The organism is Klebsiella oxytoca, assembly GCF_009707385.1.
Classification (GTDB): Bacteria; Pseudomonadota; Gammaproteobacteria; order Enterobacterales; family Enterobacteriaceae; genus Klebsiella; species Klebsiella oxytoca_C.
Genome location: NZ_CP046115.1, coordinates 3,413,951 through 3,437,678, shown reverse-complemented (window position 1 = coordinate 3,437,678; position 23,728 = coordinate 3,413,951). Strand labels below are relative to the sequence as shown.

23 protein-coding genes are annotated in these 23,728 nt (G+C 53.6%); 15 read left to right on the top strand and 8 right to left on the bottom strand.

The annotated features are described in order from the left end of the window. The first annotated feature begins 443 nt into the window (after positions 1-443). The 6 genes from GJ746_RS16005 (at position 444) to otsA (ending at position 7,202) form a co-directional block, all read left to right on the top strand. Positions 444-1,001, top strand: coding sequence for a DJ-1/PfpI family protein (locus GJ746_RS16005; protein ID WP_154681080.1), 558 nt, complete (start codon positions 444-446; stop codon positions 999-1,001). 288 nt (positions 1,002-1,289) lie between these two features. Then, positions 1,290-2,270, top strand: coding sequence for an arabinose ABC transporter substrate-binding protein (locus GJ746_RS16000; RefSeq protein ID WP_154681079.1), 981 nt, complete (start codon positions 1,290-1,292; stop codon positions 2,268-2,270). Between the two features lie 61 nt (positions 2,271-2,331). Then, positions 2,332-3,846 carry an L-arabinose ABC transporter ATP-binding protein AraG gene (gene araG / locus GJ746_RS15995; protein WP_154681078.1) on the top strand — a complete coding sequence of 505 codons (1,515 nt, stop codon included), beginning with the start codon at positions 2,332-2,334 and terminating at the stop codon, positions 3,844-3,846. A gap of 14 nt (positions 3,847-3,860) precedes the next feature. Beyond that, on the top strand, positions 3,861-4,841 hold the full coding sequence (gene araH, locus GJ746_RS15990; protein WP_154682748.1) for an L-arabinose ABC transporter permease AraH: 981 nt from the start codon (positions 3,861-3,863) through the stop codon (positions 4,839-4,841). A gap of 158 nt (positions 4,842-4,999) precedes the next feature. After that, positions 5,000-5,803: a trehalose-phosphatase gene (gene otsB, locus GJ746_RS15985; protein WP_154681077.1), complete on the top strand. Its 804-nt coding sequence runs from the start codon at positions 5,000-5,002 to the stop codon at positions 5,801-5,803. Beyond that, positions 5,778-7,202, top strand: a complete 1,425-nt coding sequence (otsA, locus tag GJ746_RS15980) for an alpha,alpha-trehalose-phosphate synthase (RefSeq protein WP_154681076.1) — start codon at positions 5,778-5,780, stop codon at positions 7,200-7,202. The genes otsB and otsA overlap by 26 nt, the downstream gene beginning before the upstream one ends. A gap of 28 nt (positions 7,203-7,230) precedes the next feature. On the opposite strand, the gene uspC is transcribed toward otsA, so the two are convergent. After that, complete coding sequence (gene uspC / locus GJ746_RS15975; RefSeq protein ID WP_154681075.1) at positions 7,231-7,659, bottom strand: universal stress protein UspC; 429 nt, start codon at positions 7,657-7,659, stop codon at positions 7,231-7,233. Positions 7,660-8,023: 364 nt separating this feature from the next. Here uspC and GJ746_RS15970 point away from each other — a divergent pair, with 364 nt between their 5' ends. Next, complete coding sequence (locus tag GJ746_RS15970) at positions 8,024-9,604, top strand: MFS transporter (protein WP_154681074.1); 1,581 nt, start codon at positions 8,024-8,026, stop codon at positions 9,602-9,604. A gap of 4 nt (positions 9,605-9,608) precedes the next feature. Then, positions 9,609-10,748 carry a glycoside hydrolase family 105 protein gene (locus GJ746_RS15965; protein ID WP_154681073.1) on the top strand — a complete coding sequence of 380 codons (1,140 nt, stop codon included), beginning with the start codon at positions 9,609-9,611 and terminating at the stop codon, positions 10,746-10,748. A 109-nt stretch (positions 10,749-10,857) separates the two neighbouring features. Here GJ746_RS15965 and argS read toward each other — a convergent pair whose 3' ends face one another. Beyond that, entirely contained in the window at positions 10,858-12,591 is a 1,734-nt protein-coding gene (gene argS / locus GJ746_RS15960) for an arginine--tRNA ligase (RefSeq protein ID WP_154681072.1), read from the bottom strand. A 230-nt stretch (positions 12,592-12,821) separates the two neighbouring features. On the opposite strand from argS, the gene GJ746_RS15955 reads away from it, so the two are divergent. Beyond that, the gene (locus GJ746_RS15955; protein WP_154681071.1) at positions 12,822-13,391 is read left to right on the top strand and encodes a VOC family protein; all 570 of its coding nucleotides are present in this window, start codon (positions 12,822-12,824) and stop codon (positions 13,389-13,391) included. A gap of 76 nt (positions 13,392-13,467) precedes the next feature. Then, positions 13,468-14,211: a copper homeostasis protein CutC gene (cutC, locus tag GJ746_RS15950; protein WP_154681070.1), complete on the top strand. Its 744-nt coding sequence runs from the start codon at positions 13,468-13,470 to the stop codon at positions 14,209-14,211. A gap of 96 nt (positions 14,212-14,307) precedes the next feature. Here cutC and cmoB read toward each other — a convergent pair whose 3' ends face one another. The 5 genes from cmoB to GJ746_RS15925 are packed head-to-tail and all read right to left on the bottom strand — an operon-like array spanning position 14,308 to position 17,940. Next, entirely contained in the window at positions 14,308-15,330 is a 1,023-nt protein-coding gene (gene cmoB / locus GJ746_RS15945; RefSeq protein ID WP_154681069.1) for a tRNA 5-methoxyuridine(34)/uridine 5-oxyacetic acid(34) synthase CmoB, read from the bottom strand. Continuing rightward, positions 15,327-16,070: a carboxy-S-adenosyl-L-methionine synthase CmoA gene (gene cmoA / locus GJ746_RS15940; RefSeq protein WP_142463053.1), complete on the bottom strand. Its 744-nt coding sequence runs from the start codon at positions 16,068-16,070 to the stop codon at positions 15,327-15,329. The genes cmoB and cmoA overlap by 4 nt, the downstream gene beginning before the upstream one ends. Positions 16,071-16,109: 39 nt before the next feature. Then, entirely contained in the window at positions 16,110-16,505 is a 396-nt protein-coding gene (locus GJ746_RS15935) for an MAPEG family protein (RefSeq protein WP_154681068.1), read from the bottom strand. A 53-nt stretch (positions 16,506-16,558) separates the two neighbouring features. Continuing rightward, positions 16,559-17,377 (bottom strand): DUF72 domain-containing protein, encoded by an 819-nt coding sequence (locus GJ746_RS15930; RefSeq protein ID WP_154681067.1) that lies wholly within the window; start codon positions 17,375-17,377, stop codon positions 16,559-16,561. Continuing rightward, the gene (locus GJ746_RS15925) at positions 17,374-17,940 is read right to left on the bottom strand and encodes a hydrolase (RefSeq protein ID WP_154681066.1); all 567 of its coding nucleotides are present in this window, start codon (positions 17,938-17,940) and stop codon (positions 17,374-17,376) included. The genes GJ746_RS15930 and GJ746_RS15925 overlap by 4 nt, the downstream gene beginning before the upstream one ends. 268 nt (positions 17,941-18,208) lie before the next feature. Between GJ746_RS15925 and aspS the strand changes: the two genes are divergently transcribed. From aspS to ruvC, 4 genes are all read left to right on the top strand, one after another. Beyond that, positions 18,209-19,996: an aspartate--tRNA ligase gene (aspS, locus tag GJ746_RS15920; protein WP_154681065.1), complete on the top strand. Its 1,788-nt coding sequence runs from the start codon at positions 18,209-18,211 to the stop codon at positions 19,994-19,996. Position 19,997: 1 nt separating this feature from the next. Continuing rightward, positions 19,998-20,441 (top strand): dihydroneopterin triphosphate diphosphatase, encoded by a 444-nt coding sequence (gene nudB / locus GJ746_RS15915; RefSeq protein WP_154681064.1) that lies wholly within the window; start codon positions 19,998-20,000, stop codon positions 20,439-20,441. Positions 20,442-20,590: 149 nt separating this feature from the next. Continuing rightward, positions 20,591-21,331, top strand: coding sequence for a YebC/PmpR family DNA-binding transcriptional regulator (locus GJ746_RS15910; RefSeq protein WP_049069083.1), 741 nt, complete (start codon positions 20,591-20,593; stop codon positions 21,329-21,331). 154 nt (positions 21,332-21,485) lie between these two features. Beyond that, on the top strand, positions 21,486-22,007 hold the full coding sequence (ruvC, locus tag GJ746_RS15905; protein WP_154681063.1) for a crossover junction endodeoxyribonuclease RuvC: 522 nt from the start codon (positions 21,486-21,488) through the stop codon (positions 22,005-22,007). A 1-nt stretch (position 22,008) separates the two neighbouring features. On the opposite strand, the gene GJ746_RS15900 is transcribed toward ruvC, so the two are convergent. Further along, positions 22,009-22,611, bottom strand: coding sequence for a YebB family permuted papain-like enzyme (locus tag GJ746_RS15900; RefSeq protein WP_154681062.1), 603 nt, complete (start codon positions 22,609-22,611; stop codon positions 22,009-22,011). A 498-nt stretch (positions 22,612-23,109) separates the two neighbouring features. On the opposite strand from GJ746_RS15900, the gene ruvA reads away from it, so the two are divergent. After that, positions 23,110-23,721 carry a Holliday junction branch migration protein RuvA gene (gene ruvA, locus GJ746_RS15895; RefSeq protein ID WP_154681061.1) on the top strand — a complete coding sequence of 204 codons (612 nt, stop codon included), beginning with the start codon at positions 23,110-23,112 and terminating at the stop codon, positions 23,719-23,721. Positions 23,722-23,728 lie beyond the last annotated feature (7 nt).

Below are 23,728 nucleotides of genomic sequence, written 5' to 3'. Positions count from 1 at the left end.
TTAATATTCAGAAGTTCTGCGTACCTGATTAAATTAAATTTTGTGCATCAACGAATACAGGATAGCGCTATATAGGGATTAAGAAAACTCTCAATATTTGATATTTACAGTTCGTTACAACATCTACATTTAACTTTATATGATGGTGTAAGTAATAGTAATTACTTACGTTTAATTGTTTTTAATGACTTTATTGTTATATTTCTATGTATTTATCGTGATGGTTTTTTTTGATTGATTATAAAGACTTATTTTGCAATGAAATTGAATTTTAAAAATATTGATTTTGCGTTCTCTTTTTGTGTTAGCCTGTAGCGGTAGATGAGGAAAATGCGCTAGATCATTTTTCTTCCTACGAAATAGAGATGATTATGATGTTGGTTTAAAAAAATGCTGATTTTGTAAAAATATTATTAATAACAGGCTATCCGAAGGAGAAGAAAATGAAAAAAGTAGCGGTGCTACTGGCGCCGGGTTTTGAAGAGGCGGAGGCGATTGTGGTCATCGATATCCTTCGTCGCGTGCATCTTGATGCAGAACTGTTGTCCTGCGCCGGGACGCGCGCGGTGGTGAGCTATCATGATATTCCGATGGTGGCGGACAGCACGTTAACAGAACGCAGCGACAGGCTATATGATGCCGTGGTTCTCCCCGGTGGCCCGCAGGGGAGCGTGAATCTTGCCGCCAGTCAGGAAGTCGTGGCGTTTATTGCCGCCCACGATGCGGCGGGTAAGCTGATCTGTCCTGTCTGCTCGGCAGCCGCGAGAGTCCTTGGCGGCAATGGTCTGTTAAAAGGGCGCCGTTACGTTTGCTCTGGAGATTTATGGCAACAGGTTTCAGACGGAGAGTACGTTGACCAGGCGGTAGTAGAAGATGGGAATTTGATCAGCGGTAAAGGATTAGGCCACGTCTTTGATTTTGCTTTTACCGTTGCCGCCCGCGTATTAGGGGATGAGGCGACTGTACGTAATCATGCGGAGCATATTTATTGTCGCTGGTGATATCAACAAGGATAACTCTGCTGATGATATAGAGAATATTGCTGCGGCTGGCGCTAATTGTCCGACAATTAGCGCTTTTTTTATGTCTTTTTTCGCTGTTTTTATGTACGCAATTACTGTAATTCCGCGATGTGATTGCGCTCTCGTATGGAGAAATAATTTCCGGTTAATACTATTTTAACAACGGCAGTCATGATTGAGATTTTCCTAATGCCTTGTTTTGCGTCCGATTAAAAATATAAGTCTTACTTTCCCCTACATAAAAGCGAATTAAAGCTGGAGTTTACCATGCACAAATTTACTAAAGCGCTGGCGGCGGTGGGTCTCGCTGCCGTTATGTCACAATCAGCTATGGCCGAGACGCTTAAGCTGGGTTTTCTGGTTAAGCAGCCTGAAGAGCCATGGTTTCAAACCGAGTGGAAATTTGCCGATAAGGCCGGTAAAGATTTAGGTTTCGATGTCATCAAAATTGCTGTTCCCGACGGCGAGAAAACCCTCAACGCCATTGATAGCCTGGCGGCCAGCGGAGCCAAAGGCTTCGTCATTTGTACCCCGGATCCTAAACTCGGCTCTGCCATTGTCGCCAAAGCGCGCGGTTATGATATGAAAGTTATTACCGTCGATGACCAGTTCGTCAATGCCAAGGGCAAACCGATGGATAGCGTGCCGTTGGTGATGATGGCAGCCAGTGAAATCGGCGCGCGCCAGGGACAAGAGCTGTATAAAGAGATGCAGAAGCGCGGCTGGGACGTAAAAGATACCGCAGTTATGGCGATCACTTCCGATGAACTCGATACCGCCCGTCGCCGCACTACCGGTTCAATGGACGCTCTGAAAGCCGCGGGTTTCCCGGCGCAACAAATCTATCGTGTACCCACTAAATCAAACGATATTCCCGGCGCTTTTGATGCCGGTAACTCCATGCTGGTTCAGCATCCGGAGGTTAAGCACTGGTTGATCGTCGGTATGAATGACAACACCGTTCTGGGCGGCGTACGCGCGACCGAAGGCCAGGGTTTTAAAGCGCCAGATGTTATCGGCATTGGGATTAACGGTGTTGATGCGGTGAACGAGCTTTCCAAAGCGCAGGCTACCGGATTCTATGGCTCGTTGCTGCCAAGCCCGGATATTCACGGTTATAAAACCAGCGAGATGCTTTACAACTGGGTGACGAAAGACGTTGAGCCGCCGAAATTCACTGCGGTAACCGACGTGGTGCTGATAACCCGCGACAACTTTAAAGAAGAGCTGGCGAAAAAAGGGCTGTAAGGCCGGTTGACCGAGCCTCTTGCTTTGAGCGAGAGGCTCAGTACAGAAAAGCGGAGTCGTTATGCAACAGTCTACCCCTTATCTCTCATTTCACGGTATCACCATGACATTCCCGGGCGTTAAAGCGCTGTCCGACATTAGCTTTGGCTGCTATGCCGGGCAAGTTCACGCTCTGATGGGAGAAAACGGCGCCGGGAAATCCACATTGCTGAAGATTCTCAGCGGTAACTACATACCCACTGCCGGCAATCTGCGAATCTGCGGCCAGCAGAAGGCGTTTAATCACACCACCGACGCGCTGAACGCCGGGGTGGCGATTATCTATCAGGAGCTGCATCTAATCCCGGAAATGACCGTAGCGGAAAATATCTACCTCGGACAACTACCGCATAAAGGTGGGATCGTTAACCGCTCGCTACTGAATTATGAAGCCGGCCTGCAGCTGAAACATCTGGGGCTGGATATCGACCCTGAAACGCCGTTGAAATATCTGTCAATTGGTCAATGGCAGATGGTGGAGATTGCGAAAGCGCTGGCGCGTAACGCCAAAATTATCGCTTTTGACGAACCCACCAGCTCTTTGTCGGCCAGGGAAATCGAAAATCTGTTTCGGGTTATTCGCGAACTGCGCCAGGAAGGGCGGGTAATTATTTACGTATCCCACCGAATGGAAGAGATCTTTGCGTTAAGCGACGCCATTACGGTATTCAAAGATGGCCGCTACGTATGCACCTTCGACAATATGCAGGAGGTGAACCACGACGCCCTGGTACAAGCGATGGTCGGACGTGAACTGGGTGATATCTACGGCTGGCAGCCGCGAGAATACGGTAAAGAGCGTTTGCGCCTTGAGCAGGTGAAAGCGCCCGGCGTGCGGCAGCCTGTCAGCCTCTCGGTACGCAGCGGCGAGATCGTCGGCCTGTTTGGTCTGGTGGGGGCCGGGCGCAGCGAACTCATGAAAGGCTTGTTTGGCGGCAGCAAAATAACGGGCGGTCAGGTGTATATCGACGGCGAGGCAATTGATATCCGCAAGCCGGCGCAGGCGATTCAGGCCGGGATGATGCTTTGCCCGGAAGATCGCAAAGCGGAGGGCATCATTCCGGTTCACTCGGTACGCGACAACATCAATATCAGCGCTCGTCGCAAGCATATTCTGGCGGGCTGCTTTATCAACAACGTCTGGGAAGCGGAGAACGCCGACCAGCATATTAAGTCGCTGAACATCAAAACGCCCGGGGCAGAACAGCTGATTATGAATCTCTCCGGCGGCAATCAGCAGAAGGCGATCCTCGGCCGCTGGCTGTCGGAAGAGATGAAAGTCATCCTGCTGGACGAGCCAACCCGCGGCATTGATGTGGGCGCGAAACATGAAATCTACAACGTTATCTATGCATTAGCGGCATCTGGCGTCGCGGTGGTCTTTGCTTCCAGCGATCTACCTGAAGTTCTCGGCGTTGCCGATCGCATCGTGGTGATGCGCGAGGGTGAGATTGCCGGAGAATTGCTGCATGAACATGCGAATGAACAGCAGGCTTTGAGCCTTGCCATGCCAAAAGTGAGCCAGGCGGTCGCCTGAGTAAGGAGTCTATGATGTCATCAGTTACCACTTCAGGTACTACCCGGTCGGCTTTTAGCTTCTCTCGCATCTGGGATCAGTTCGGCATGCTGGTTGTTTTCGCCGTGCTGTTTATTGGCTGCGTGATTTTTGTGCCCAATTTTGCCTCATTTATAAATATGAAAGGCCTGGGGCTGGCCATTTCTATGTCCGGAATGGTGGCCTGCGGAATGCTGTTTTGCCTGGCATCCGGCGATTTTGATTTATCGGTCGCCTCGGTTATTGCCTGCGCTGGGGTGACCACGGCGGTAGTGATTAACCTGACTGAAAGCATGTGGATTGGTATCGCAGCCGGCCTGCTGCTCGGCGCATTAAGCGGGCTGGTCAACGGTTTCGTGATTGCCCGTTTGAAGATTAACGCTCTGATTACCACTCTTGCCACCATGCAGATTGTTCGCGGTCTGGCCTATATCATCTCCGATGGTAAAGCGGTGGGGATTGAAGACGAGCGCTTCTTTACCCTTGGCTATGCCAACTGGTTTGGTCTGCCTGCGCCTATCTGGTTGACCGTTGCCTGCTTGATCGTTTTTGGCCTGCTGCTGAATAAAACCACTTTTGGCCGCAATACTCTGGCGATTGGCGGTAATGAGGAGGCCGCGCGTCTGGCGGGCGTTCCCGTAGTGCGAACCAAGATTATTATTTTCGTTCTTTCAGGCCTCGTGTCAGCGGCAGCGGGCATTATTCTCGCTTCGCGCATGACCAGCGGCCAGCCGATGACCTCAATTGGCTATGAGCTGATTGTCATATCGGCCTGCGTGCTGGGAGGCGTATCGCTGAAGGGCGGGATCGGTAAGATCTCCTACGTAGTGGCCGGGATACTTATCCTCGGGACGGTAGAGAATGCAATGAACCTGCTGAACATCTCTCCGTTCTCACAGTATGTCGTTCGCGGGGTGATTTTACTGGCGGCGGTTATTTTTGACCGCTACAAACAGAAAGCGAAACGTACAGTTTAATTTGTCCAACTTTTCAGTTTAATCCTAAACCCTCGCCAGCGCCCGTTGCGCTGGCGATGACTATCAAAAATGGCGAGGTTGGTCACACTGTCTATACTTACATGGCTACAATAATTTAACACCCAGCATGTTGCTGGCCATGATAAGGAGGAGACAGGGTGGCTGACCAGATTTATGTACCGCCTGCGTTAACCGGAAACTACGCTTTTTTCTTTGACCTCGACGGTACCCTTGCCGGTATCAAACCCCATCCCGATCAGGTAATTATTCCGGCCGATGTTCTGCAGACGCTGCGCCAGCTTGTTCAGCAGCATAACGGAGCGGTGGCATTGATTTCAGGGCGCTCAATGATTGAGCTGGATGAGCTCACCCGTCCTTATCGGCTGCCGCTTGCCGGCGTCCACGGGGCTGAGCGCCGTGACATCAATGGTAAAACGCACATTGTCTCTTTACCTGATTCACTGCAGAAGGCGCTGTCTGGGGAGCTGACGAAAGCGCTAGACGCTTTGCCAGGATGCGAGCTGGAAAGTAAGGGGATGGCTTTCGCTCTGCACTACAGACAGGCGCCTCAACAGCAGCAGGCGGTACTGGCGTTGGCGCAAACCGTAGTCCAGCGCCATCCCATTCTGGCTTTACAGCCGGGCAAATGCGTGGTGGAAATTAAACCGCGCGGAGTGAATAAAGGTGAAGCAATAGCCGCTTTTATGCAGGAAGCTCCATTCAAAGGACGCAAGCCGGTTTTTGTCGGTGATGATCTGACCGATGAAGCCGGTTTTAGCGTCGTCAATCAATTGAATGGCGTCTCGGTCAAAGTGGGCGGCGGCGAAACTCAGGCTCGTTGGCGCTTGCCTGACGTGGCCGCTGTTCATCTTTGGATTAGTAACATCGCGAATCATGGGCAACAACCAGATGCGCTAACCGACAGGAGAGATGGCTATGAGTCGCTTAGTAGTAGTATCTAATCGTATTGCCCCGCCGGATGATAAAAAGGCCAGCGCCGGTGGCCTTGCCGTGGGGATTATGGGGGCATTAAAAGCAGCCGGAGGATTGTGGTTCGGCTGGAGTGGGGAAATCGGTGACGACCAGCAGCCGTTAAAAAAAGTGACGCAGGGAAATATAACCTGGGCTTCATTTAACCTTAGCGAGCAGGATCACGACGAATACTACAACCGCTTTTCCAACGCCGTGTTATGGCCCGCATTCCATTATCGTCTTGACCTGGTCGATTTTCAGCGTGAAGCCTGGGAGGGCTATCAACGTGTCAATGCGACCCTGGCAGATAAGCTGCTGCCGCTGATTGAATCTGACGATATCGTGTGGATCCACGATTACCACCTGCTGCCGTTAGCCAGCGAACTGCGCCAGCGCGGCATCAATAATCGTATCGGTTTCTTTTTACATATTCCGTTCCCGACGCCGGAAGTATTTAACGCCTTGCCACCGCATGCAGAGCTGCTTGAACAGCTGTGTGATTACGATTTGCTCGGTTTCCAGACCGAGAGCGACCGACTGGCGTTCCTCGATAGCGTTTCAATGCAGACCCGCCTGACAACCCGCGGCGGGAAAAAGCATGTTGCCTGGGGTAAACCTTTCCAGACCGAAGTCTATCCGATAGGGATCGATCCGCAAGAGATAGCGCGGAGCGCTAAAGGGCCGCTGCCGCCGAAGCTGGCGCAGCTGAAAAGCGAACTGAAGAACGTGCAGAATATTTTTTCCGTTGAGCGTCTGGATTACTCAAAGGGGCTACCGGAGCGATTCCTGGCCTACGAGGCGCTGCTGGAAAACTACCCCCAGCACCACGGCAAAATTCGTTATACCCAGATTGCCCCGACCTCGCGCGGGGAGGTGCAGGCCTATCAGGATATTCGTCACCAGCTGGAAACCGCGGCCGGACGCATTAACGGTCAGTATGGCCAGCTGGGCTGGACGCCGCTTTATTATCTGAACCAGCACTTTGAACGTAAGCTGTTGATGAAAATATTCCGCTACTCGGACGTCGGGCTGGTTACGCCGCTGCGCGATGGGATGAATCTGGTGGCGAAAGAGTATGTTGCCGCACAGGATCCGCAGAATCCGGGCGTGCTGGTACTGTCACAGTTCGCCGGTGCGGCGAATGAGCTCCCGACGGCTTTAATCGTTAATCCTTACGATCGCGATGAGGTCGCCGCCGCGCTGGACCAGGCGTTAACCATGCCTTTGGCCGAGCGTATTGCCCGCCATTCGGCCATGCTGGCGGTGATTAAAGATAACGATATACATCACTGGCAGGAACGGTTTATTGCCGATCTAAAGGAGATTGAGCCAGGGAGCGAGGAGAGCCAGCTAGAACGTAAAGTTGCGACCTTCCCCAAACTCGCCTGAGGCAATGACGGTTAGCGCCTCCCCGGCGCTAGCCTTTTTCCAGACAAACCAGCAGCACATCAACGCCGCTGCTGCCGACGATATCCTTCGCCGAACAGGTTGCGCGCGAAAACAGGCTGTGATTGTGGTTACCGCAGATCACCAGGTCAACGTGATGCCGATGGCAAAAATCTTTCACATGATGAGCAATTCCGCCGCTGGCGATAGTCATTTTTTCAATAGGATAGTCGGCATGGCGGGCGAGTTCTTCCAGAAACCCGCGCGTCTCTTCCTGCATCACTTCGCGTAAATTTTCCATCATCGGCGCGGCAAACTGGTTATACAGCTCCGGGTCCGTCGCCAGGGTGATCAGGCTGACTTTCGCGTTCACCGGACGGGCGATAGAAACTGCTTTTTGAATAAGAACCCGGCTCTCCGGGGTTGGCGCTACGGCGACCAGCAGATGTGAGTAGGGCATCAAGCCTCCTTGAGATACGCAAAATAACCCTTTATCTATTGTCTTTACTCCGATTCCTCAGCTTTCGCAAGGTTTATCAACAGCGACCGAAGCCGCGCAGATTTTATCCTTAATTGCGCTATTTCAGTTGCTACACCTCATTTTTTGGTCCCATCTTTTGCATTAAAAGAAACGTCGTTTTATAAATCAGTGAACCCTGTACATCCACTCTTTGTATTTTTGCCAATGAACGGTTTTAGCTGGCAAAAATGAAAAGGTAACGCCGTGCCCATGTTCTTACTGTAGCCATGTATCAACTCCCTATTGGCTGAATGAGCCAAAGAGCGGTTCGCAGTCCTCTAAAAAAGACACAGGATTTACGGCGATGAAAACACGTAAAATCGGTTTGGTTAACTACCTTGCCTATGGATCGGGCGATTTCCTTGGGGCGGGTACTACTGCCCTAACGGCAGCATGGCTGCTTTACTTCTACACCACCTTCTGCGGCCTTTCCCCTATTGAGGCGACGCTTATTTTTGCTACCGCCAGGGTTCTTGATGCGGTAATCAGCCCGCTGATGGGCTTCCTGACGGATAACTTTGGCTCGACCTGGCTGGGGAAACGTTTTGGCCGGCGCAAGTTCTTTATCCTGCTCGGTATCCCCTGCGTATTTAGCTACTCGATTATGTGGGTAGGGGATATGGGGTTCTGGTACTACCTGCTGACCTATCTGCTGTTTGATATTGTCTACACCATGATTCTGGTGCCGTATGAAACGCTGGTGCCGGAGATGACCGATGATTTTAAACAAAAAACGAAATTCTCAGGCGCGCGTATTTCTATGGCGCAGATGTCGGCGATTCTGGCTTCGTTTCTGCCGGGAATTCTGCTGACTATCTTCGGTAAAGACAATGCGGTTTCGTTCTTTTATGCCAGCCTGGTGTTCTCGGTGCTGTGCGCCATGATGTTGACCTTTGTCTGGTTCTTTACCTGGGAGCGCCCGCGTGAAGAGTGGACGGAAGCCGCGCTGCGTGCGGAAGAGGAGAAACAAAACCTCACACTCTCTCAGAGCCTCAACCGCCTGTTTGTGGAGTTAAGTTCGACCCTGAGAATTAAAATCTTCCGTCAGCATCTGGGCATGTATCTGGGCGGCTATATCGCCCAGGACGTCTTCAATGCGGTCTTTACCTACTATGTCGTTTTTGTCCTGATGCAGGAAGCAGCAATGGCCTCCAACCTGCTCGGTACTATGGCTATCTTCCAGTTTATTGCGGTTATCGCCATGATCCCGCTGTGTATTCGCTTCGGGCCCGCGCCGTCGTATCGCATGGTGGTGGTGCTGTTCGGCCTGAGTTCGCTCTCCTACGCGGTGCTGTATTACGCCGGCCTGAGCGATGTTTACTCGCTGCTGCTGATATCCGCAGTGGCTGGACTGGGCCGCGGCGGTATCAACTATGTCCCGTGGAACACCTATACCTATATTGCCGACGTGGATGAAGTGATTACCGGTCAGCGCCGCGAAGGCATCTTCGCTGGAATTATGACCCTGACGCGTAAAGCTTCCCAGGCCGGGGCGGTGATGCTGGTGGGGATCATTATGCAGATGTCGGGCTTTGTCTCCGGGCAGAAAACGCAGCCTTATGAAGTGAGCCATACCATTCTGCTGATCCTCAGCGTCGGTACTTTGCTGGTGTTGACCTGCGGTTTCCTCGTTTCCCTGCGCTTTAAGCTCAATCTGCAAACCCACAGCGTCCTGCGTGCGGAAACGCTGAAAATGCGTGAATCCGGGCGCCCTCAGCCGGAACTGGCAAGCGCCCAGGATCGTGAGGTGGTGGAGATGCTGGCCGGTATGCCGTACGAATGCCTGTGGGGAAACAACAATATCGGCTATCTGAATCGGAATAAACCCGCCGCGCCAGCGTTGAAGCAGCGTTCTGCCATGAATTCGACATTTAACAGAGGTTAAGGATATGAAAGTTTGGCCTGTCAAACATAGTCCATTACTGCGCCAGCCGGAGCGCTTTATCGCCCGCAATGAACTGCAGGCGCTGATTCAGAAGGTGACGCATAATCTGGTCAATATTCAGGATAAAAGCGGGCAATTTTTACTGCGGCTGGACGACGGGCGCATCATTGACACCAAAGGGTGGAACGGCTGGGAGTGGACCCACGGCGTCGGCCTGTACGGCATTTACCAGTATTACCAGCAGACCGGCGATACGGCGATGCGCGACATTATCGACGGCTGGTTTTCCGACCGTTTCGCCGAGGGTGCCACCACCAAAAACGTTAACACCATGGCGCCGTTTCTTACTCTGGCTTACCGGTATGAAGAGACGGGCAATATCGCGTATCTGCCCTGGCTTGATAGCTGGGCTGAGTGGGCGATGAACGAAATGCCGCGCACCGAGTCTGGCGGTATGCAGCATATTACCCTGGCGGAAGAGAACCACCAGCAGATGTGGGACGATACGCTGATGATGACCGTTCTGCCGCTGGCGAAAATCGGTAAGCTGCTTAATCGTCCGCACTACGTAGAGGAAGCGGTGTATCAGTTTCTGCTGCACGTTCAGAATCTGCTGGATCGCGAGACCGGACTGTGGTTCCACGGCTGGAACTACGAGGGCAGGCATAACTTTGCCCGGGCTCGTTGGGCGAGGGGTAATAGCTGGCTGACCATCGTGATCCCGGATTTCCTTGAGCTGGTGGATTTACCGGAACACAGCGCCGTTCGTCGCTATCTGGTGCAGGTGCTGAATGCGCAGGTGGCGGCGCTGGCCCGGTGCCAGGACGACAGCGGCCTGTGGCATACGCTGCTTGACGATCCCGACTCCTATCTGGAAGCATCGGCGACCGCCGGTTTTGCCTACGGGATCCTGAAAGCGGTGCGCAAACGCTATATCAGCCAGGAGTATGCGCAGGTCGCAGAGAAAGCGATCCGCGGGGTCGTGCAGAATATCTCTGCGGAAGGGGAGCTACTGCAAACGTCGTTTGGTACCGGGATGGGGTCGGATCTCGATTTTTATCGGGAAATACCGCTAACTTCGATGCCCTATGGCCAGGCAATGGCAATTCTTTGCCTGACGGAGTACTTACGAAAATACTTTTGAGGACGGGGAATCTTCCCCGGTTGTGTTAACGCTTGCCGGGGCGACAAAATTTCGTCGTCCCGATGGCATAAAAAAACAAACCCGGCTTTCGCCGGGTTCTTCCTGCAAATTACATCCGCTCGACGGTTTCAATACCCAGAGTATCCAGGCCCAGTTTCAGCGTTTTCGCGGTCAGCAGAGCCAGCTTCAGACGGCTATTGCGCGTTTCTTCGCTTTCGGCGCTGAGGATCGGGCAGTGCTCGTAGAAGCCGGAGAACAGGCCAGCCAGATCGTACAGGTAAGAGCACATCACATGCGGCGTGCCTTCACGCGCAACGACGGTCAGGGTTTCTTCAAACTGCAGCAGACGGGCCGCCAGCTGGGCTTCACGCTCTTCGGCGATAACCACCGGCGCCGCCGCCAGCGCGCTTTCATCGATATCCGCTTTGCGGAACACGGATAGCACGCGGGTATAGGCATACTGCATATAAGGCGCGGTATTACCCTCAAAGGCAAGCATGTTATCCCAGTCGAAGATGTAGTCAGTGGTGCGGTTTTTCGACAGGTCGGCATATTTCACCGCGCCAATCCCGACCGCATTCGCCAGTTTCTCAAGCTCGTCAGCGGGCATATCCGGATTTTTCTCTGCGACCAGACGGCGCGCGCGCTCCAGCGCTTCGTCCAGCAGGTCGGCGAGCTTCACGGTACCGCCGGCGCGGGTTTTGAACGGTTTGCCGTCTTTGCCGAGCATCATGCCGAACATATGGTGTTCCAGCGGTACGGAATCCGGTACGTAGCCGGCTTTACGGACGATAGTCCACGCCTGCATCAGGTGCTGGTGCTGACGAGAGTCAATGTAGTAAAGCACGCGGTCGGCATGCAGATTTTCATAGCGGTATTTTGCGCAGGCGATATCGGTGGTGGTGTAAAGGTAGCCGCCATCCTTTTTCTGGATGATGACGCCCATCGGTTCACCTTCCTTGTTTTTGTACTCATCAAGGAACACTACGGTAGCGCCTTCGCTCTCTACCGCCAGCCCTTTGGCTTTCAGATCGGCAACGATACCCGGCAGCATCGGGTTATACAGGCTTTCACCCATCACGTCGTCGCGGGTCAGGGTGACGTTCAGGCGGTTATAGGTTAACTGGTTTTGCGACATGGTGATGTCGACCAGCTTACGCCACATTTCGCGGAAATATTCATCGCCGCCCTGCAGCTTAACCACGTAACCGCGCGCGCGCTCGGCGAAGGCTTCATCTTCGTCGTAGTGTTTTTTCGCTTCGCGATAGAAACCTTCAAGGTCGGCCAGCGCCATCTCGCCGGCGTTTTCCTGCTGCTGTTTTTCCAGATACGCGATAAGCATGCCGAACTGGGTACCCCAGTCGCCCACGTGGTTAGCGCGGATCACTTTATGGCCGAGAAATTCCAGCGTACGCACCGCGGCATCGCCAATAATGGTGGAGCGCAGATGGCCTACGTGCATCTCTTTCGCCACGTTCGGCGCGGAGTAATCAACGACCACGGTTTGCGCCTGCGGCTGAGCTACGCCCAGGCGTTCTGATTTCAGCGCGCTGCTAACGTTTTCCGCCAGGAATGCCGGGTCGAGAAAAATATTAATAAAACCAGGTCCGGCGATTTCGACCTTATTGGCAATCCCGTTCAGGTCGAGATGAGACAGGACCTGCTCTGCCAGCTGTCGCGGCGCCATGCCCAGTTTTTTGGCAACGGCCATCACGCCGTTGGCCTGATAATCACCGAACTGGACTTTTGCTGACTGGCGGACCTGGGGTTCGCAATCGGCAGACGCGCCTGCCGCGATCAGGGCCTGACTGACTTTTTCTGAGAGAAGAGCCTGAATATTCACCGAAATACCTTACGTTTAACACGCCGTCACCCGGAAGGGGCGGCGCAGGAATGTGGACAAATTAGGGCAGGAGTATACTGCATTTGCACCCACGCGTCAGCACCGCGCACAGGTTGCTGCGCCTCGCGCTCAACGAATAACCGTTCACGAGAGGCTACCGTTGATTGCCGGTTGGTCGGCTGCGGGAAACGCGATAGATTAGCACTTTCTATCGCGTACCGAGGCTTACCATGGCGAACTGGCAGCAGATTGATGAACTGAACGATATTTTCGCGGACCTGCCGCGTTTTACCGAGGCGTTAAATACGCTCGCCGACAGGCTCGGTCTTGATATGACGCCGCATGAGGCCGACCATATTTCTCTGCGCTGTCACCAGAACGCCACTGCGGAGCGCTGGCGTCGCGGGTTTGAACAATGCGGTTTGCTGCTGTCGGAAAACGTGATTAATGGTCGGCCTATCTGTTTATTCCGTCTGGATGAACCGATCGTCGTAGCGCACTGGCGTTTTAGCATTGTTGAACTGCCGTGGCCGGGCGAAAAGCGTTACCCGCATGAAGGCTGGGAGCATGTTGAAATCGTTCTGCCCGGCGAGCCTGAAACGCTCAATACCCGGGCGCTGGCGCTGCTTTCCGATGAAGGGTTGAGCCAGCCGGGGATTTTTGTCAAGACCAGTACGCCGAAAGGGGAGCGTGAGCGTTTACCGAATCCGACCCTGGCAGTCACCGATGGAAAAGTAACGATCAAATTTCATCCGTGGTCGATAGAACAAATTGTCGCCAGCGAGCAATCTGAACGATGACAGTGTGAAGTTACGCGGCGTCTGCAGAGAAAAATCGTGACATTCTGTAGTCCCCGCAGTATCCACGGAGAGAATAATGACCTTACTGGAAGTCTGCTGTTATAGCATGGAGTGTGCGCTCGAAGCTCAGCGCCGCGGCGCCGATCGTATTGAGCTGTGCGCCGCGCCGCAAGAAGGGGGGCTGACGCCTTCGCTGGGCGTGCTTAAATCGGTGCGTGAAACGGTGACCATCCCTGTCCATCCAATTATTCGCCCGCGCGGCGGGGATTTTTGCTATACCGCTGGCGAGTTTGCCGCGATGCTTGAGGATGTGGCTGCGGTTAAAGATCTCGGTTTTCCCGGCATGGTGATCGGTATTCTGGACGTCGACGGTCGGGTGGATCGCGTGCGAATGGAAAAAATAATGACGGCTGCGGGAACGCTGGCCGTGACCTTTCATCGGGCGTTTGATATGTGCGCCAACCCGCGCCAGGCCAGCGTTGAGCTGGCAGAACTAGGCGTTCAGCGGATCCTGACTTCGGGCCAGCAGGCTTCAGCTGAAAAAGGAATTTCATTAATCAGGGAACTTATTTCCCAAAGTGATACTCCTATTATCATGGCCGGTGCAGGAGTGCGCGCCGCCAACCTGCCGCTATTTTTGCAGGCGGGGGTAAAAGAGGTGCACAGCTCGGCAGGGCAGTGGTTACCGTCCCCGATGCGCTTTCGTAATCCTGGATTGTCGATGTCTACGGATGCTGAGGCAGATGAATACTTACGCTACGCCGTTAATGGCGAAGCGGTAGCGGAAATGAAGAACATTATTATCGCGCAGAGAAATTAAACCGTTTTTTGCTGCACATCATGTCGCCCAATATGATGATTGCCCGTACCAGGCCCCTGCCCATTAAACAGGGGCCTTTTTTTATCCTGAAACGCCTTAACCGGGCTGTTTATCAGCCCGTTTTTTGGCTGCCAGCGACTGTTCTGTTTCCGGTTTGGTAGCAATAATTACCGCGCGCAGCGGGGCAGGATAGCCTTCGAGAGTTTTGCTGCTGTCGTGCGGATCGAGGAAATCGGCCAGCGACTCGGTGGTCATCCACTCTGTGCGGCGCTGTTCCTCGGTTGAGGTCACGCACGCATCAACGATGCGCACATCGACAAACCCGCATTTCTCCAGCCACTGCTTCAGCGCGGCGGCGGAAGGAATAAAGTAGACGTTGCGCATTTGCGCATAGCGATCGCCCGGCACCAGTACGGTGTTTTCATCGCCTTCGACTACCAGCGTCTCCAGCACCAGCTCGCCGCCGGGAACCAGCTGATCTTTCAGCTGCCACAGATGATCGAGCGGAGAGCGGCGATGGTACAGAACGCCCATTGAAAAGACGGTATCAAAGGCGTTCAGCGCCGGAAGCTGCTCAATGCCCAGCGGCAGGAGATGCGCGCGCTGGTCGTTACCCAAAAGCTTACGCACCGCTTCAAACTGGCAAAGGAATAGCTGTGTCGGGTCGATGCCGACCGCCAGACGAGCGCCTGCGCCAATCATGCGCCACATGTGGTAACCGCTGCCGCAGCCAACATCAAGAATGGTGCGCCCGGTCAGCTCCGAAAGGTGCGGCAGCACGCGCTCCCACTTCCAGTCGGAACGCCATTCGGTATCGATATCCACCCCGTAGAGGGAATAAGGCCCTTTACGCCACGGCATCAGATTTTTAAGCAGATTCTCAATGCGTAGCCGCTGGCCTTCGCCGAGCGGCGTTTCGCTTTCGGCGGTGACGCTGTGCAGCAGATCCAGACGGTAGGGCGCAAATTCAGGCAGAAACTCGACGGCGCGCTCCCATTCCCGATATTTACCGTGCAACGCTTCACGTTGCCAGGTCGCCACCTGAGCGGGCAGCGTCTCCAGCCAGTGGGACAGCGGGCTTTTGGCAATCAATTGATAAAAGTTGCTGAAATCAATCATGCCTGTTCCCCGGATTTTACGGCGATTAACGAGCCGAAATTAAAGCACTGGAACCAGAGTTCAGCATGCTCGAAACCGGCCTTACGCAGGCGCGCTTTGTGGGTTTCTACGGAGTCAGTAAGCATCACGTTTTCCAGCATGCTGCGCTTCTGGCTAATTTCCAGCTCGCTGTAACCGTTGGCGCGTTTGAAGTCATGATGCATGTTGAACAGCAGCTCGCCAACGTTGTCATCTTCAAAGCTGAATTTTTCTGATAACACCAGCGCACCGCCTGGATTGAGACCTTGATAGACCTTATCAAGAATGGCCTGTCGTTCACCTGGTTCAAGAAACTGAATGGTGAAATTCAGCACCACCATGGAGGCGTTTTCAATGGTGACGTGGCGAATATCGCCCTCAATAACTTCAACCGGCGTCGGCGCTTTATAGGCGTCAATGTGGCGACGGCAGCGCTCGACCATGGCCGGGGAGTTATCAATAGCGATGATTTTACATCCGGAATGCGCAATGTTGCGGCGCACAGACAGCGTCGCTGCGCCAAGCGAGCAGCCGAGATCGTAAACCTGGGTATCCGGCTGAACGAAACGTTCCGCCAGCATGCCGATCATCGAAATAATATTGGAATAGCCGGGAACAGAGCGCTGGATCATGTCCGGGAAGACTTCAGCAACCCGTTCATCAAAGGTCCAGTCGCCGAGACTGGCAATCGGCGCGGAAAAAAGCGTATCGCGGTGAGACATAACGTTAAACCCGAAAAATCGAAAACGGCGTATTGTGCGCTAACGTACGGAGAAAACCAACTCCCAGGGCATATACCAGAGGTTAGCCAGCACCATCAGCAACAATGAACACCATGTTGCGCTCATACCAGAACGACGCCAGCGATACAGACGGTGATGAAAACCATAAGAGTGCATCAGGCGGCCGGCGATCAGTAAAATACCGCAGACGTGCACCATCCAGGTAAGCGCGCCATTCATCTCCATAAACAGCAGCAGAATCAAGCCAATGGGAACATATTCGACCGCATTACCGTGCACGCGAATCGCGACCTGCAGCTCGCTAAAACCGCCGTCTCCGTAGCCAACGCGATATTGCGTCCTCAGGCGAACGACATCGTAAGAAAACTTAATAAGCAATAACGCACCTAAAACCGCATACAGCGCGCTGATCATACTCAAAACTCCCTTTCATTCCGTCCGGTGGCTCAATTGAGGATAGCAGGATATCAGAAAAGAGAGGTTTGCTGCGGAATTGAAGGCGCATCACCTATTTCCGGTAGGACAGCGCGCAGATCGCTCCACAGCGTGTCAACCAGTTCCGGAGCGTGGGCAATATCCGGAGTGTGCAGGAATAAGTATGGCGTGGTGGTCTGCGTCCATTTTGGCAGCGTTCGTATCCACACGTTAAAAAGCTCATGATTTTGCGCCATATCATCGCTGCCGATAAAACGCACCATCGGGTGGTTGGCCGTTACCAGGGCATGAACCGGGACTTTTGGCTTCTTTCTTTGCGCGTCGATCATCGCCTGGCTTCGGGCTACGGCGCTGTGAACCGGCCGACTGTCGAGTATCACGCGATTGACATTGCGCTGATGTAACCCACGATTGAGCTGCTGTTCCGCTTCGCCCTTGGCGAAAAATTCCGGGTGTCTGACCTCTACGCCGTAGCTGAATGCCTGCGGCAGGCTATCGAGAAAGTGCCAGAGGGCGGAGAGATCCTGTGGGCCGAAGGTGGCAGGCAGCTGCAGCCAGTATTGACCAATGCGCGAGGCCAGCGGCGCAAGGCGGGTAAAAAACTCATGGCTTAAGTCATCGCAGTTGCGCAGCGCCGCCTGGTGCGAAATGGTCGCCGGAAACTTGAAGCAGAAGCGGAAATCATCGTGGGTCTGTTCATACCAGCGGCTGACAATCTCAGCTTTCGGTACGGCGTACAGCGTCGTGTTGCCCTCCACGCAGTTGAAGTGGCGGGCATACTCTTCAAGGCTGGTGATACCCAGACGTCCCCATTTCGGGTGCGCCCACTGGGGAAGACCAATATAGATCATAACGCGGCAAGAACCTCCTCGGTACTGCGCACGCGGGCAATACGCGGGAAAATATGCGTGATGCTGCCAAGGTGCTGTTCGGCAGACGCGGCGCTGCAGGCGTCCTCGACGAGAATCAGATTAAACCCCAGCTCCCAGGCGTTACGCGCGGTTGATTCGACGCCGATATTGGTGGCGATGCCGCACAGGATAATCGTGTCGATACCGCGACGACGCAGCTGCAGCTCAAGATCGGTGCCATAAAAAGCTCCCCACTGGCGTTTGGTGACTTCGATATCGCTGTCTTGCTTTTCCAGCGCGAGCGGGTAAGCCCACCAGTTTTCCGGTAGCGTATGCGCGCCTGCCCGGGCGTCAACCGGCTGTTTTAGCGCTTCGGCAAAATCTGCTGACCAGCCGACGCGAACCATAACCACGGGGAACCCTTGCTGGCGGCACTTTCTTGCCAGGCTCGCGGCACGCTCAACCACTTTATCGGCAGGGTGTGGGCCGCCGGCGAAGGGTAAAATCCCCTCCTGCAGGTCGATAACCACCAGCGCGGTCTTTTTTGCGTTGAGTTCTAACATGATATCCCCGTATCTTCTTTTGTTGTCAGGCCGCTACAATACCGTTGCCGATCTCGCCCAAGGGTAACAAATTTTGTTAATTTTTGTGAGTACAAGCAATAAGCGGACTGCAAAGCAACGTAGCGCGCTGCGCCGGGCTTATCGTGCGCCATAATTTCCAGTATAATAGCCGCCTTTTTTCATTCAGTTGTGACATCAGCTAAAGCTGCGACCTCGTCGCCTGCAAGGCAGGCAACAATCCGCCTGCGGCTAAGTTAAGGGATATCTCATGCGTACAGAATATTGCGGGCAGCTTCGTCTGTCCCACGTAGGGCAGCAAGTGACTCTGTGTGGTTGGGTCAACCGTCGTCGTGATCTAGGTAGCCTTATCTTTATCGATATGCGTGACCGCGAAGGCATCGTGCAGGTGTTTTTCGATCCGGATCGCGCCGACGCATTAAAGCTGGCCTCTGAGCTGCGTAATGAGTTCTGCATCCAGGTCACCGGCACCGTGCGTGCGCGTGACGAAAAAAACGTTAATAGCGATATGGCCACCGGCGCTGTCGAAGTGCTGGCTTCTGACCTGACCATCATCAACCGCGCTGAAGCGCTGCCGCTGGACTCCAACCACGTCAACACTGAAGAAGCGCGACTGAAATACCGTTATCTGGACCTGCGTCGTCCGGAAATGGCCCAGCGCCTGAAAACACGTGCGAAGATCACCAGCCTTGTACGTCGCTTTATGGACGATCACGGCTTCCTTGATATCGAAACGCCGATGCTGACCAAAGCCACGCCGGAAGGCGCGCGCGACTATCTGGTGCCTTCACGCGTTCATAAAGGTAAATTCTACGCGCTGCCGCAGTCTCCTCAGCTGTTCAAACAGCTGCTGATGATGTCCGGGTTTGACCGCTACTATCAGATTGTTAAATGCTTCCGCGACGAAGACCTGCGCGCCGACCGTCAGCCAGAATTCACCCAGATCGACGTCGAAACTTCCTTTATGACCGCCCCGCAGGTGCGTGAAGTGATGGAAGCGCTGGTGCGTAATCTGTGGCAGGAAGTGAAGGGCGTGGATCTGGGCGATTTCCCGATTATGACCTTCGCCGAAGCCGAGCGTCGCTATGGTTCTGACAAACCAGACCTGCGTAACCCAATGGAGCTGGTGGACGTTGCCGATCTGGTGAAAGGCGTTGAGTTCGCCGTATTTGCCGGCCCGGCTAACGATGCCAAAGGCCGCGTTGCCGCGCTGCGCGTTCCTGGCGGCGCTGCGTTGACCCGTAAGCAAATCGACGAATACGGTAAGTTTGTCCAGATCTACGGCGCCAAAGGTCTGGCCTATATTAAAGTGAACGAACGGGCGAAAGGCCTTGAAGGTATTAACAGTCCGGTCGCTAAATTCCTCAACGCCGACATCGTCGACGCGATCCTTGAGCGCACCGGCGCGCAGGATGGCGATATGATCTTCTTCGGCGCGGATAACAAAAAAGTCGTTGCCGACGCGCTGGGCGCGCTGCGTCTGAAGCTGGGCAAAGATCTCAACCTGACCGACGAAACCAAATGGGCGCCGCTGTGGGTTATCGACTTCCCGATGTTTGAAGACGACGGTGAAGGCGGCCTGACCGCTATGCACCATCCATTCACTTCGCCGAAAGATATGACTGCCTCTGAGCTGAAGGCTTCACCGGAAGACGCGGTTGCCAACGCCTACGATATGGTTATTAACGGTTACGAAGTCGGCGGCGGTTCAGTGCGTATCCACAGCGGTGAGATGCAGCAGACCGTGTTTGGCATTCTGGGCATTAATGAGCAAGAGCAGCGCGAGAAGTTTGGCTTCCTGCTGGACGCGCTGAAATTCGGTACTCCGCCGCACGCGGGCCTGGCGTTTGGTCTTGACCGTTTGACCATGCTGCTGACCGGCACCGATAATATTCGTGATGTTATCGCCTTCCCGAAAACAACCGCTGCTGCCTGCCTGATGACCGAAGCGCCGAGCTTCGCAAATCCGGCATCGCTGAGCGAACTGGGTATTCAGGTTGTAGCGAAAGAGGCAAAAGAGTCTCCGGAGAATAAGTAAGATGTCATTCAAGCTCCCCGTTTCCGTACTGGTGGTGATTTATGCCGAAGATACGAAGCGGGTGCTGATGTTGCAGCGTCGCGACGATCCCACGTTCTGGCAGTCGGTCACCGGCAGCCTGGAAGAGGGAGAAACCGCGCCGCAGGCTGCCGCGCGTGAAGTCATGGAAGAGGTCGCCATTGACGTTGCCAGCGAACAGCTGGCATTGGTTGATTGTCGGCGCACGGTAGAATTCGAGATATTTTCTCATTTACGTCATCGCTATGCGCCGGGCGTCGAGCGCAATACGGAATTTTGGTTCCATCTTGCGCTCCCCCATGAACGCCAGATTGTTTTTACTGAACATCTGGACTATCGCTGGGTTGATGCGACGGATGCCGCCACGTTGACCAAGTCCTGGAGCAACCGGCAGGCGATTGAAGAATTTGTAATTAACGCCAACTAATTTTCCCCAGAATTTTAGCGATCGGGAAGGCGGCAGGTTGGGACATCACCCGGAGCTTACCTGGATAAGTGAAGGGTGTGGGCCAATGCAGCCAACGCACCTGAGGGCTAAAAGGCGCCGGGAAAAGGCTTTTTTGGAGATATTATTTTATGGCAGGTCATAGTAAATGGGCCAACACCAAACACCGCAAAGCGGCACAGGATGCCAAGCGCGGTAAGATCTTTACTAAAATCATTCGCGAGCTGGTCACCGCTGCGCGTCTGGGCGGCGGCGATGCGGGTTCTAACCCACGTCTGCGTGCGGCCATCGACAAAGCGCTGAGCAACAACATGACTCGTGATACCCTGAACCGCGCTATCGCGCGCGGCGTGGGCGGCGATGATGATGCCAACATGGAAACCATCATTTATGAAGGTTACGGTCCTGGCGGCACGGCGGTGATGGTGGAATGCCTGTCCGATAACCGCAACCGTACCGTTGCCGAAGTGCGTCATGCATTCAGCAAAACCGGCGGTAACCTCGGTACTGATGGATCCGTTTCCTATCTGTTCAGTAAAAAAGGCGTCATCTCCTTCGAGAAAGGCGATGAAGATGCGATCATGGAAGCGGCGCTGGAAGCGGGTGCTGAAGACGTTGTGACCTATGACGACGGCGCGATTGACGTTTACACCGCGTGGGAAGAGATGGGCGCGGTACGCGATGCGCTGGAAGCCGCCGGTCTGAAAGCCGATGCCGCTGAAGTCTCCATGATTCCGTCAACCAAAGCGGATATGGACGCTGAAACGGCGCCGAAACTGCTGCGTCTGATCGATATGCTGGAAGATTGCGACGACGTGCAGGAAGTTTATCATAACGGCGAGATCTCTGATGAGGTTGCCGCAACGCTGTGATACCCGTAATCTTTCTGCCCACAGCGGTGTTGGCTCTCCTCGCTTACCCCGGTCACGTAGTTAATCTACGTTCCCGGGGATGCGCTGCGTGGCCGCCTGGCTGTGAACTGAAATATTCAGGGTCTCACGGGTTAGTTATGACCGGGGGCGCGTGATGGCAATTATTCTCGGTATTGACCCGGGGTCGCGCGTCACTGGTTATGGCGTTATTCGTCAGGTTGGACGCCAGCTGAGCTATCTGGGCAGCGGCTGTATCCGTACTAAAGTGGATGATTTACCGTCCCGTCTGAAGCTTATCTATGCGGGCGTCACGGAAATTATCACTCAGTTCCAGCCGGACTATTTCGCCATCGAACAGGTGTTTATGGCCAAGAACGCCGACTCGGCGCTAAAGCTCGGCCAGGCTCGCGGCGTGGCGATTGTCGCGGCGACGAATCAGGACCTGCCGGTGTTTGAGTACGCCGCCAGGCAGGTGAAGCAGACCGTAGTCGGTATTGGTAGCGCGGAAAAGAGCCAGGTGCAGCACATGGTGCGCACGTTGCTCAAGCTTCCGGCCAACCCGCAGGCGGATGCGGCTGATGCTTTAGCTATCGCCATTACCCACTGTCACGTTAGCCAGAACGCCGCTCAGGTCAGCGAAAGCCGTCTGAACCTGGCGCGCGGACGATTACGCTAATCTATACCGCCTCAGCAAGCGTTGGCTGAGGCGTTTCTATTCCATTCGCTGAAATGAGCTCTAAATTCGGATGTAGCCAGAGGCTGGCCGGAGTAACCGTTTTTCGTTCCCAGGGGATGGAGCCTAAAAACCAAAACTTCCAGAATCGCAATTTGGCTTGCGGATTACTGTGCAGCAGTTGTGCAAACGTTTCAACATTGCCCACCGGAATACATAACGCCTCTTTATAAATATCAAACACAAATTTTGAACAGAACTGGCGTGATGAATCGTATTTAAATCCGGTGTGATAAAGCTTATGTAGACGGGAGGGGATCTGCTCCATGATAGAGAGCTTTTGCTCAGTGGTTAAACCGCCACGCAGACGGCGAACGGCGAAACTATGGTTGGCTGAACGGCGAATAAACTGGGTTAAGGTGGTCACTCCTGAGAGGGGAACCCGACTTTCCGCCACAAGATAATCATCACCATTATGACCAATGATAATCCCCACATGGTTGCACCAGCACTGCGAGGCCGTTGATATCTGGCCAAATAGCGTTGCGCCAATACAGGTAAAAATAATATCTCCAGTTTCATATTTAACTGAGGAATCGATAAGCATTTTGTCATTCCTTTGGCGTAATACAAAAAGACGAAGTGTCCGCCATCATATCCTGACGTTTTGTCACTGATAGAAAAGTATTAGTAAAGATTTGATAAATAATATGTCAAGACTTAGCGTTTATCTCAATGCGTATTATTGGCGCAGCTTATAAGTCCCCTGGTTAATTGCTCTCTATAAAAGGTGGAGTAGCAAACACCATCTCTCTCGTGATGCCTAAAATGAAATGCGTTGCAATAATAAATGCCTTCTTTTGCCTGTTATTAATATATCCAGAGTCTTTTATGGAATGAAAAATATTCGGAAAGTAAGAGCATCACAAACGATAGAGGCAGTATTTTGCTGGCGGTTAAAAAAACGTCATCAGGTTAGCCGTGTCCAGGTAAACCGGTTTGCGGATCGCAGATGTTAGGGATAACGTGTTTTTCATCTGGATATCTATCCAGCCTTTTTTTATGATACCGCATTAGACTTTCGCCCTTAATCCAGGAGCTCCATGTGATAGGCAGACTCAGAGGCATCATTCTCGAAAAACAACCCCCGCTGGTATTACTCGAAACGGGAGGCGTAGGCTATGAGGTTCATATGCCGATGACCTGCTTCTATGAGCTGCCGGAGGTGGGTAAAGAGGCGATAATTTTCACCCATTTTATCGTTCGCGAAGATGCTCAACTGCTGTTTGGCTTCAACAATAAGCAGGAGCGCACGCTGTTTAAAGAGCTGATTAAAACCAACGGCGTCGGTCCGAAGCTGGCGCTGGCGATCCTCTCAGGCATGTCGGCGCAGCAGTTTGTGAATGCCGTTGAGCGTGAAGAGCTGGCGGCGCTGGTCAAACTGCCGGGGATCGGTAAGAAAACCGCGGAACGCCTGATTGTCGAGATGAAAGACCGCTTTAAAGGGCTGCACGGCGATCTGTTTACTCCGGCGGCGGATCTGGTACTGACGTCGCCCGCCGGTCCGTCCGACGATGATGCGGAACAGGAAGCGGTTGCCGCGCTGGTGGCGCTGGGCTATAAACCTCAGGAGGCCAGCCGGATGGTCAGCAAAATCGTGCGTCCGGACGCCAACAGTGAAACGCTAATTCGCGAAGCGCTCCGCGCCGCGTTGTGAGGTAAGG

Bases quoted from the DNA above. Each gene is read 5' to 3' on its own strand.
- araG (WP_154681078.1), top strand. From the start codon at position 2,332: ATGCAACAGTCTACCCCTTATCTCTCATTTCACGGTATCACCATGACA.
- otsA (WP_154681076.1), top strand. From the start codon at position 5,778: ATGAGTCGCTTAGTAGTAGTATCTAATCGTATTGCCCCGCCGGATGAT.
- nudB (WP_154681064.1), top strand. From the start codon at position 19,998: ATGTCATTCAAGCTCCCCGTTTCCGTACTGGTGGTGATTTATGCCGAA.
- ruvC (WP_154681063.1), top strand. From the start codon at position 21,486: ATGGCAATTATTCTCGGTATTGACCCGGGGTCGCGCGTCACTGGTTAT.
- cmoB (WP_154681069.1), bottom strand. From the start codon at position 15,330: ATGATTGATTTCAGCAACTTTTATCAATTGATTGCCAAAAGCCCGCTG.
- GJ746_RS15935 (WP_154681068.1), bottom strand. From the start codon at position 16,505: ATGATCAGCGCGCTGTATGCGGTTTTAGGTGCGTTATTGCTTATTAAG.
- GJ746_RS15965 (WP_154681073.1), top strand. From the start codon at position 9,609: ATGAAAGTTTGGCCTGTCAAACATAGTCCATTACTGCGCCAGCCGGAG.
- GJ746_RS15910 (WP_049069083.1), top strand. From the start codon at position 20,591: ATGGCAGGTCATAGTAAATGGGCCAACACCAAACACCGCAAAGCGGCA.
- GJ746_RS16005 (WP_154681080.1), top strand. From the start codon at position 444: ATGAAAAAAGTAGCGGTGCTACTGGCGCCGGGTTTTGAAGAGGCGGAG.
- GJ746_RS15955 (WP_154681071.1), top strand. From the start codon at position 12,822: ATGGCGAACTGGCAGCAGATTGATGAACTGAACGATATTTTCGCGGAC.
- GJ746_RS15925 (WP_154681066.1), bottom strand. From the start codon at position 17,940: ATGTTAGAACTCAACGCAAAAAAGACCGCGCTGGTGGTTATCGACCTG.
- GJ746_RS15900 (WP_154681062.1), bottom strand. From the start codon at position 22,611: ATGCTTATCGATTCCTCAGTTAAATATGAAACTGGAGATATTATTTTT.
- cutC (WP_154681070.1), top strand. From the start codon at position 13,468: ATGACCTTACTGGAAGTCTGCTGTTATAGCATGGAGTGTGCGCTCGAA.
- cmoA (WP_142463053.1), bottom strand. From the start codon at position 16,070: ATGTCTCACCGCGATACGCTTTTTTCCGCGCCGATTGCCAGTCTCGGC.
- araH (WP_154682748.1), top strand. From the start codon at position 3,861: ATGTCATCAGTTACCACTTCAGGTACTACCCGGTCGGCTTTTAGCTTC.
- aspS (WP_154681065.1), top strand. From the start codon at position 18,209: ATGCGTACAGAATATTGCGGGCAGCTTCGTCTGTCCCACGTAGGGCAG.
- GJ746_RS15930 (WP_154681067.1), bottom strand. From the start codon at position 17,377: ATGATCTATATTGGTCTTCCCCAGTGGGCGCACCCGAAATGGGGACGT.
- GJ746_RS15970 (WP_154681074.1), top strand. From the start codon at position 8,024: ATGAAAACACGTAAAATCGGTTTGGTTAACTACCTTGCCTATGGATCG.
- uspC (WP_154681075.1), bottom strand. From the start codon at position 7,659: ATGCCCTACTCACATCTGCTGGTCGCCGTAGCGCCAACCCCGGAGAGC.
- GJ746_RS16000 (WP_154681079.1), top strand. From the start codon at position 1,290: ATGCACAAATTTACTAAAGCGCTGGCGGCGGTGGGTCTCGCTGCCGTT.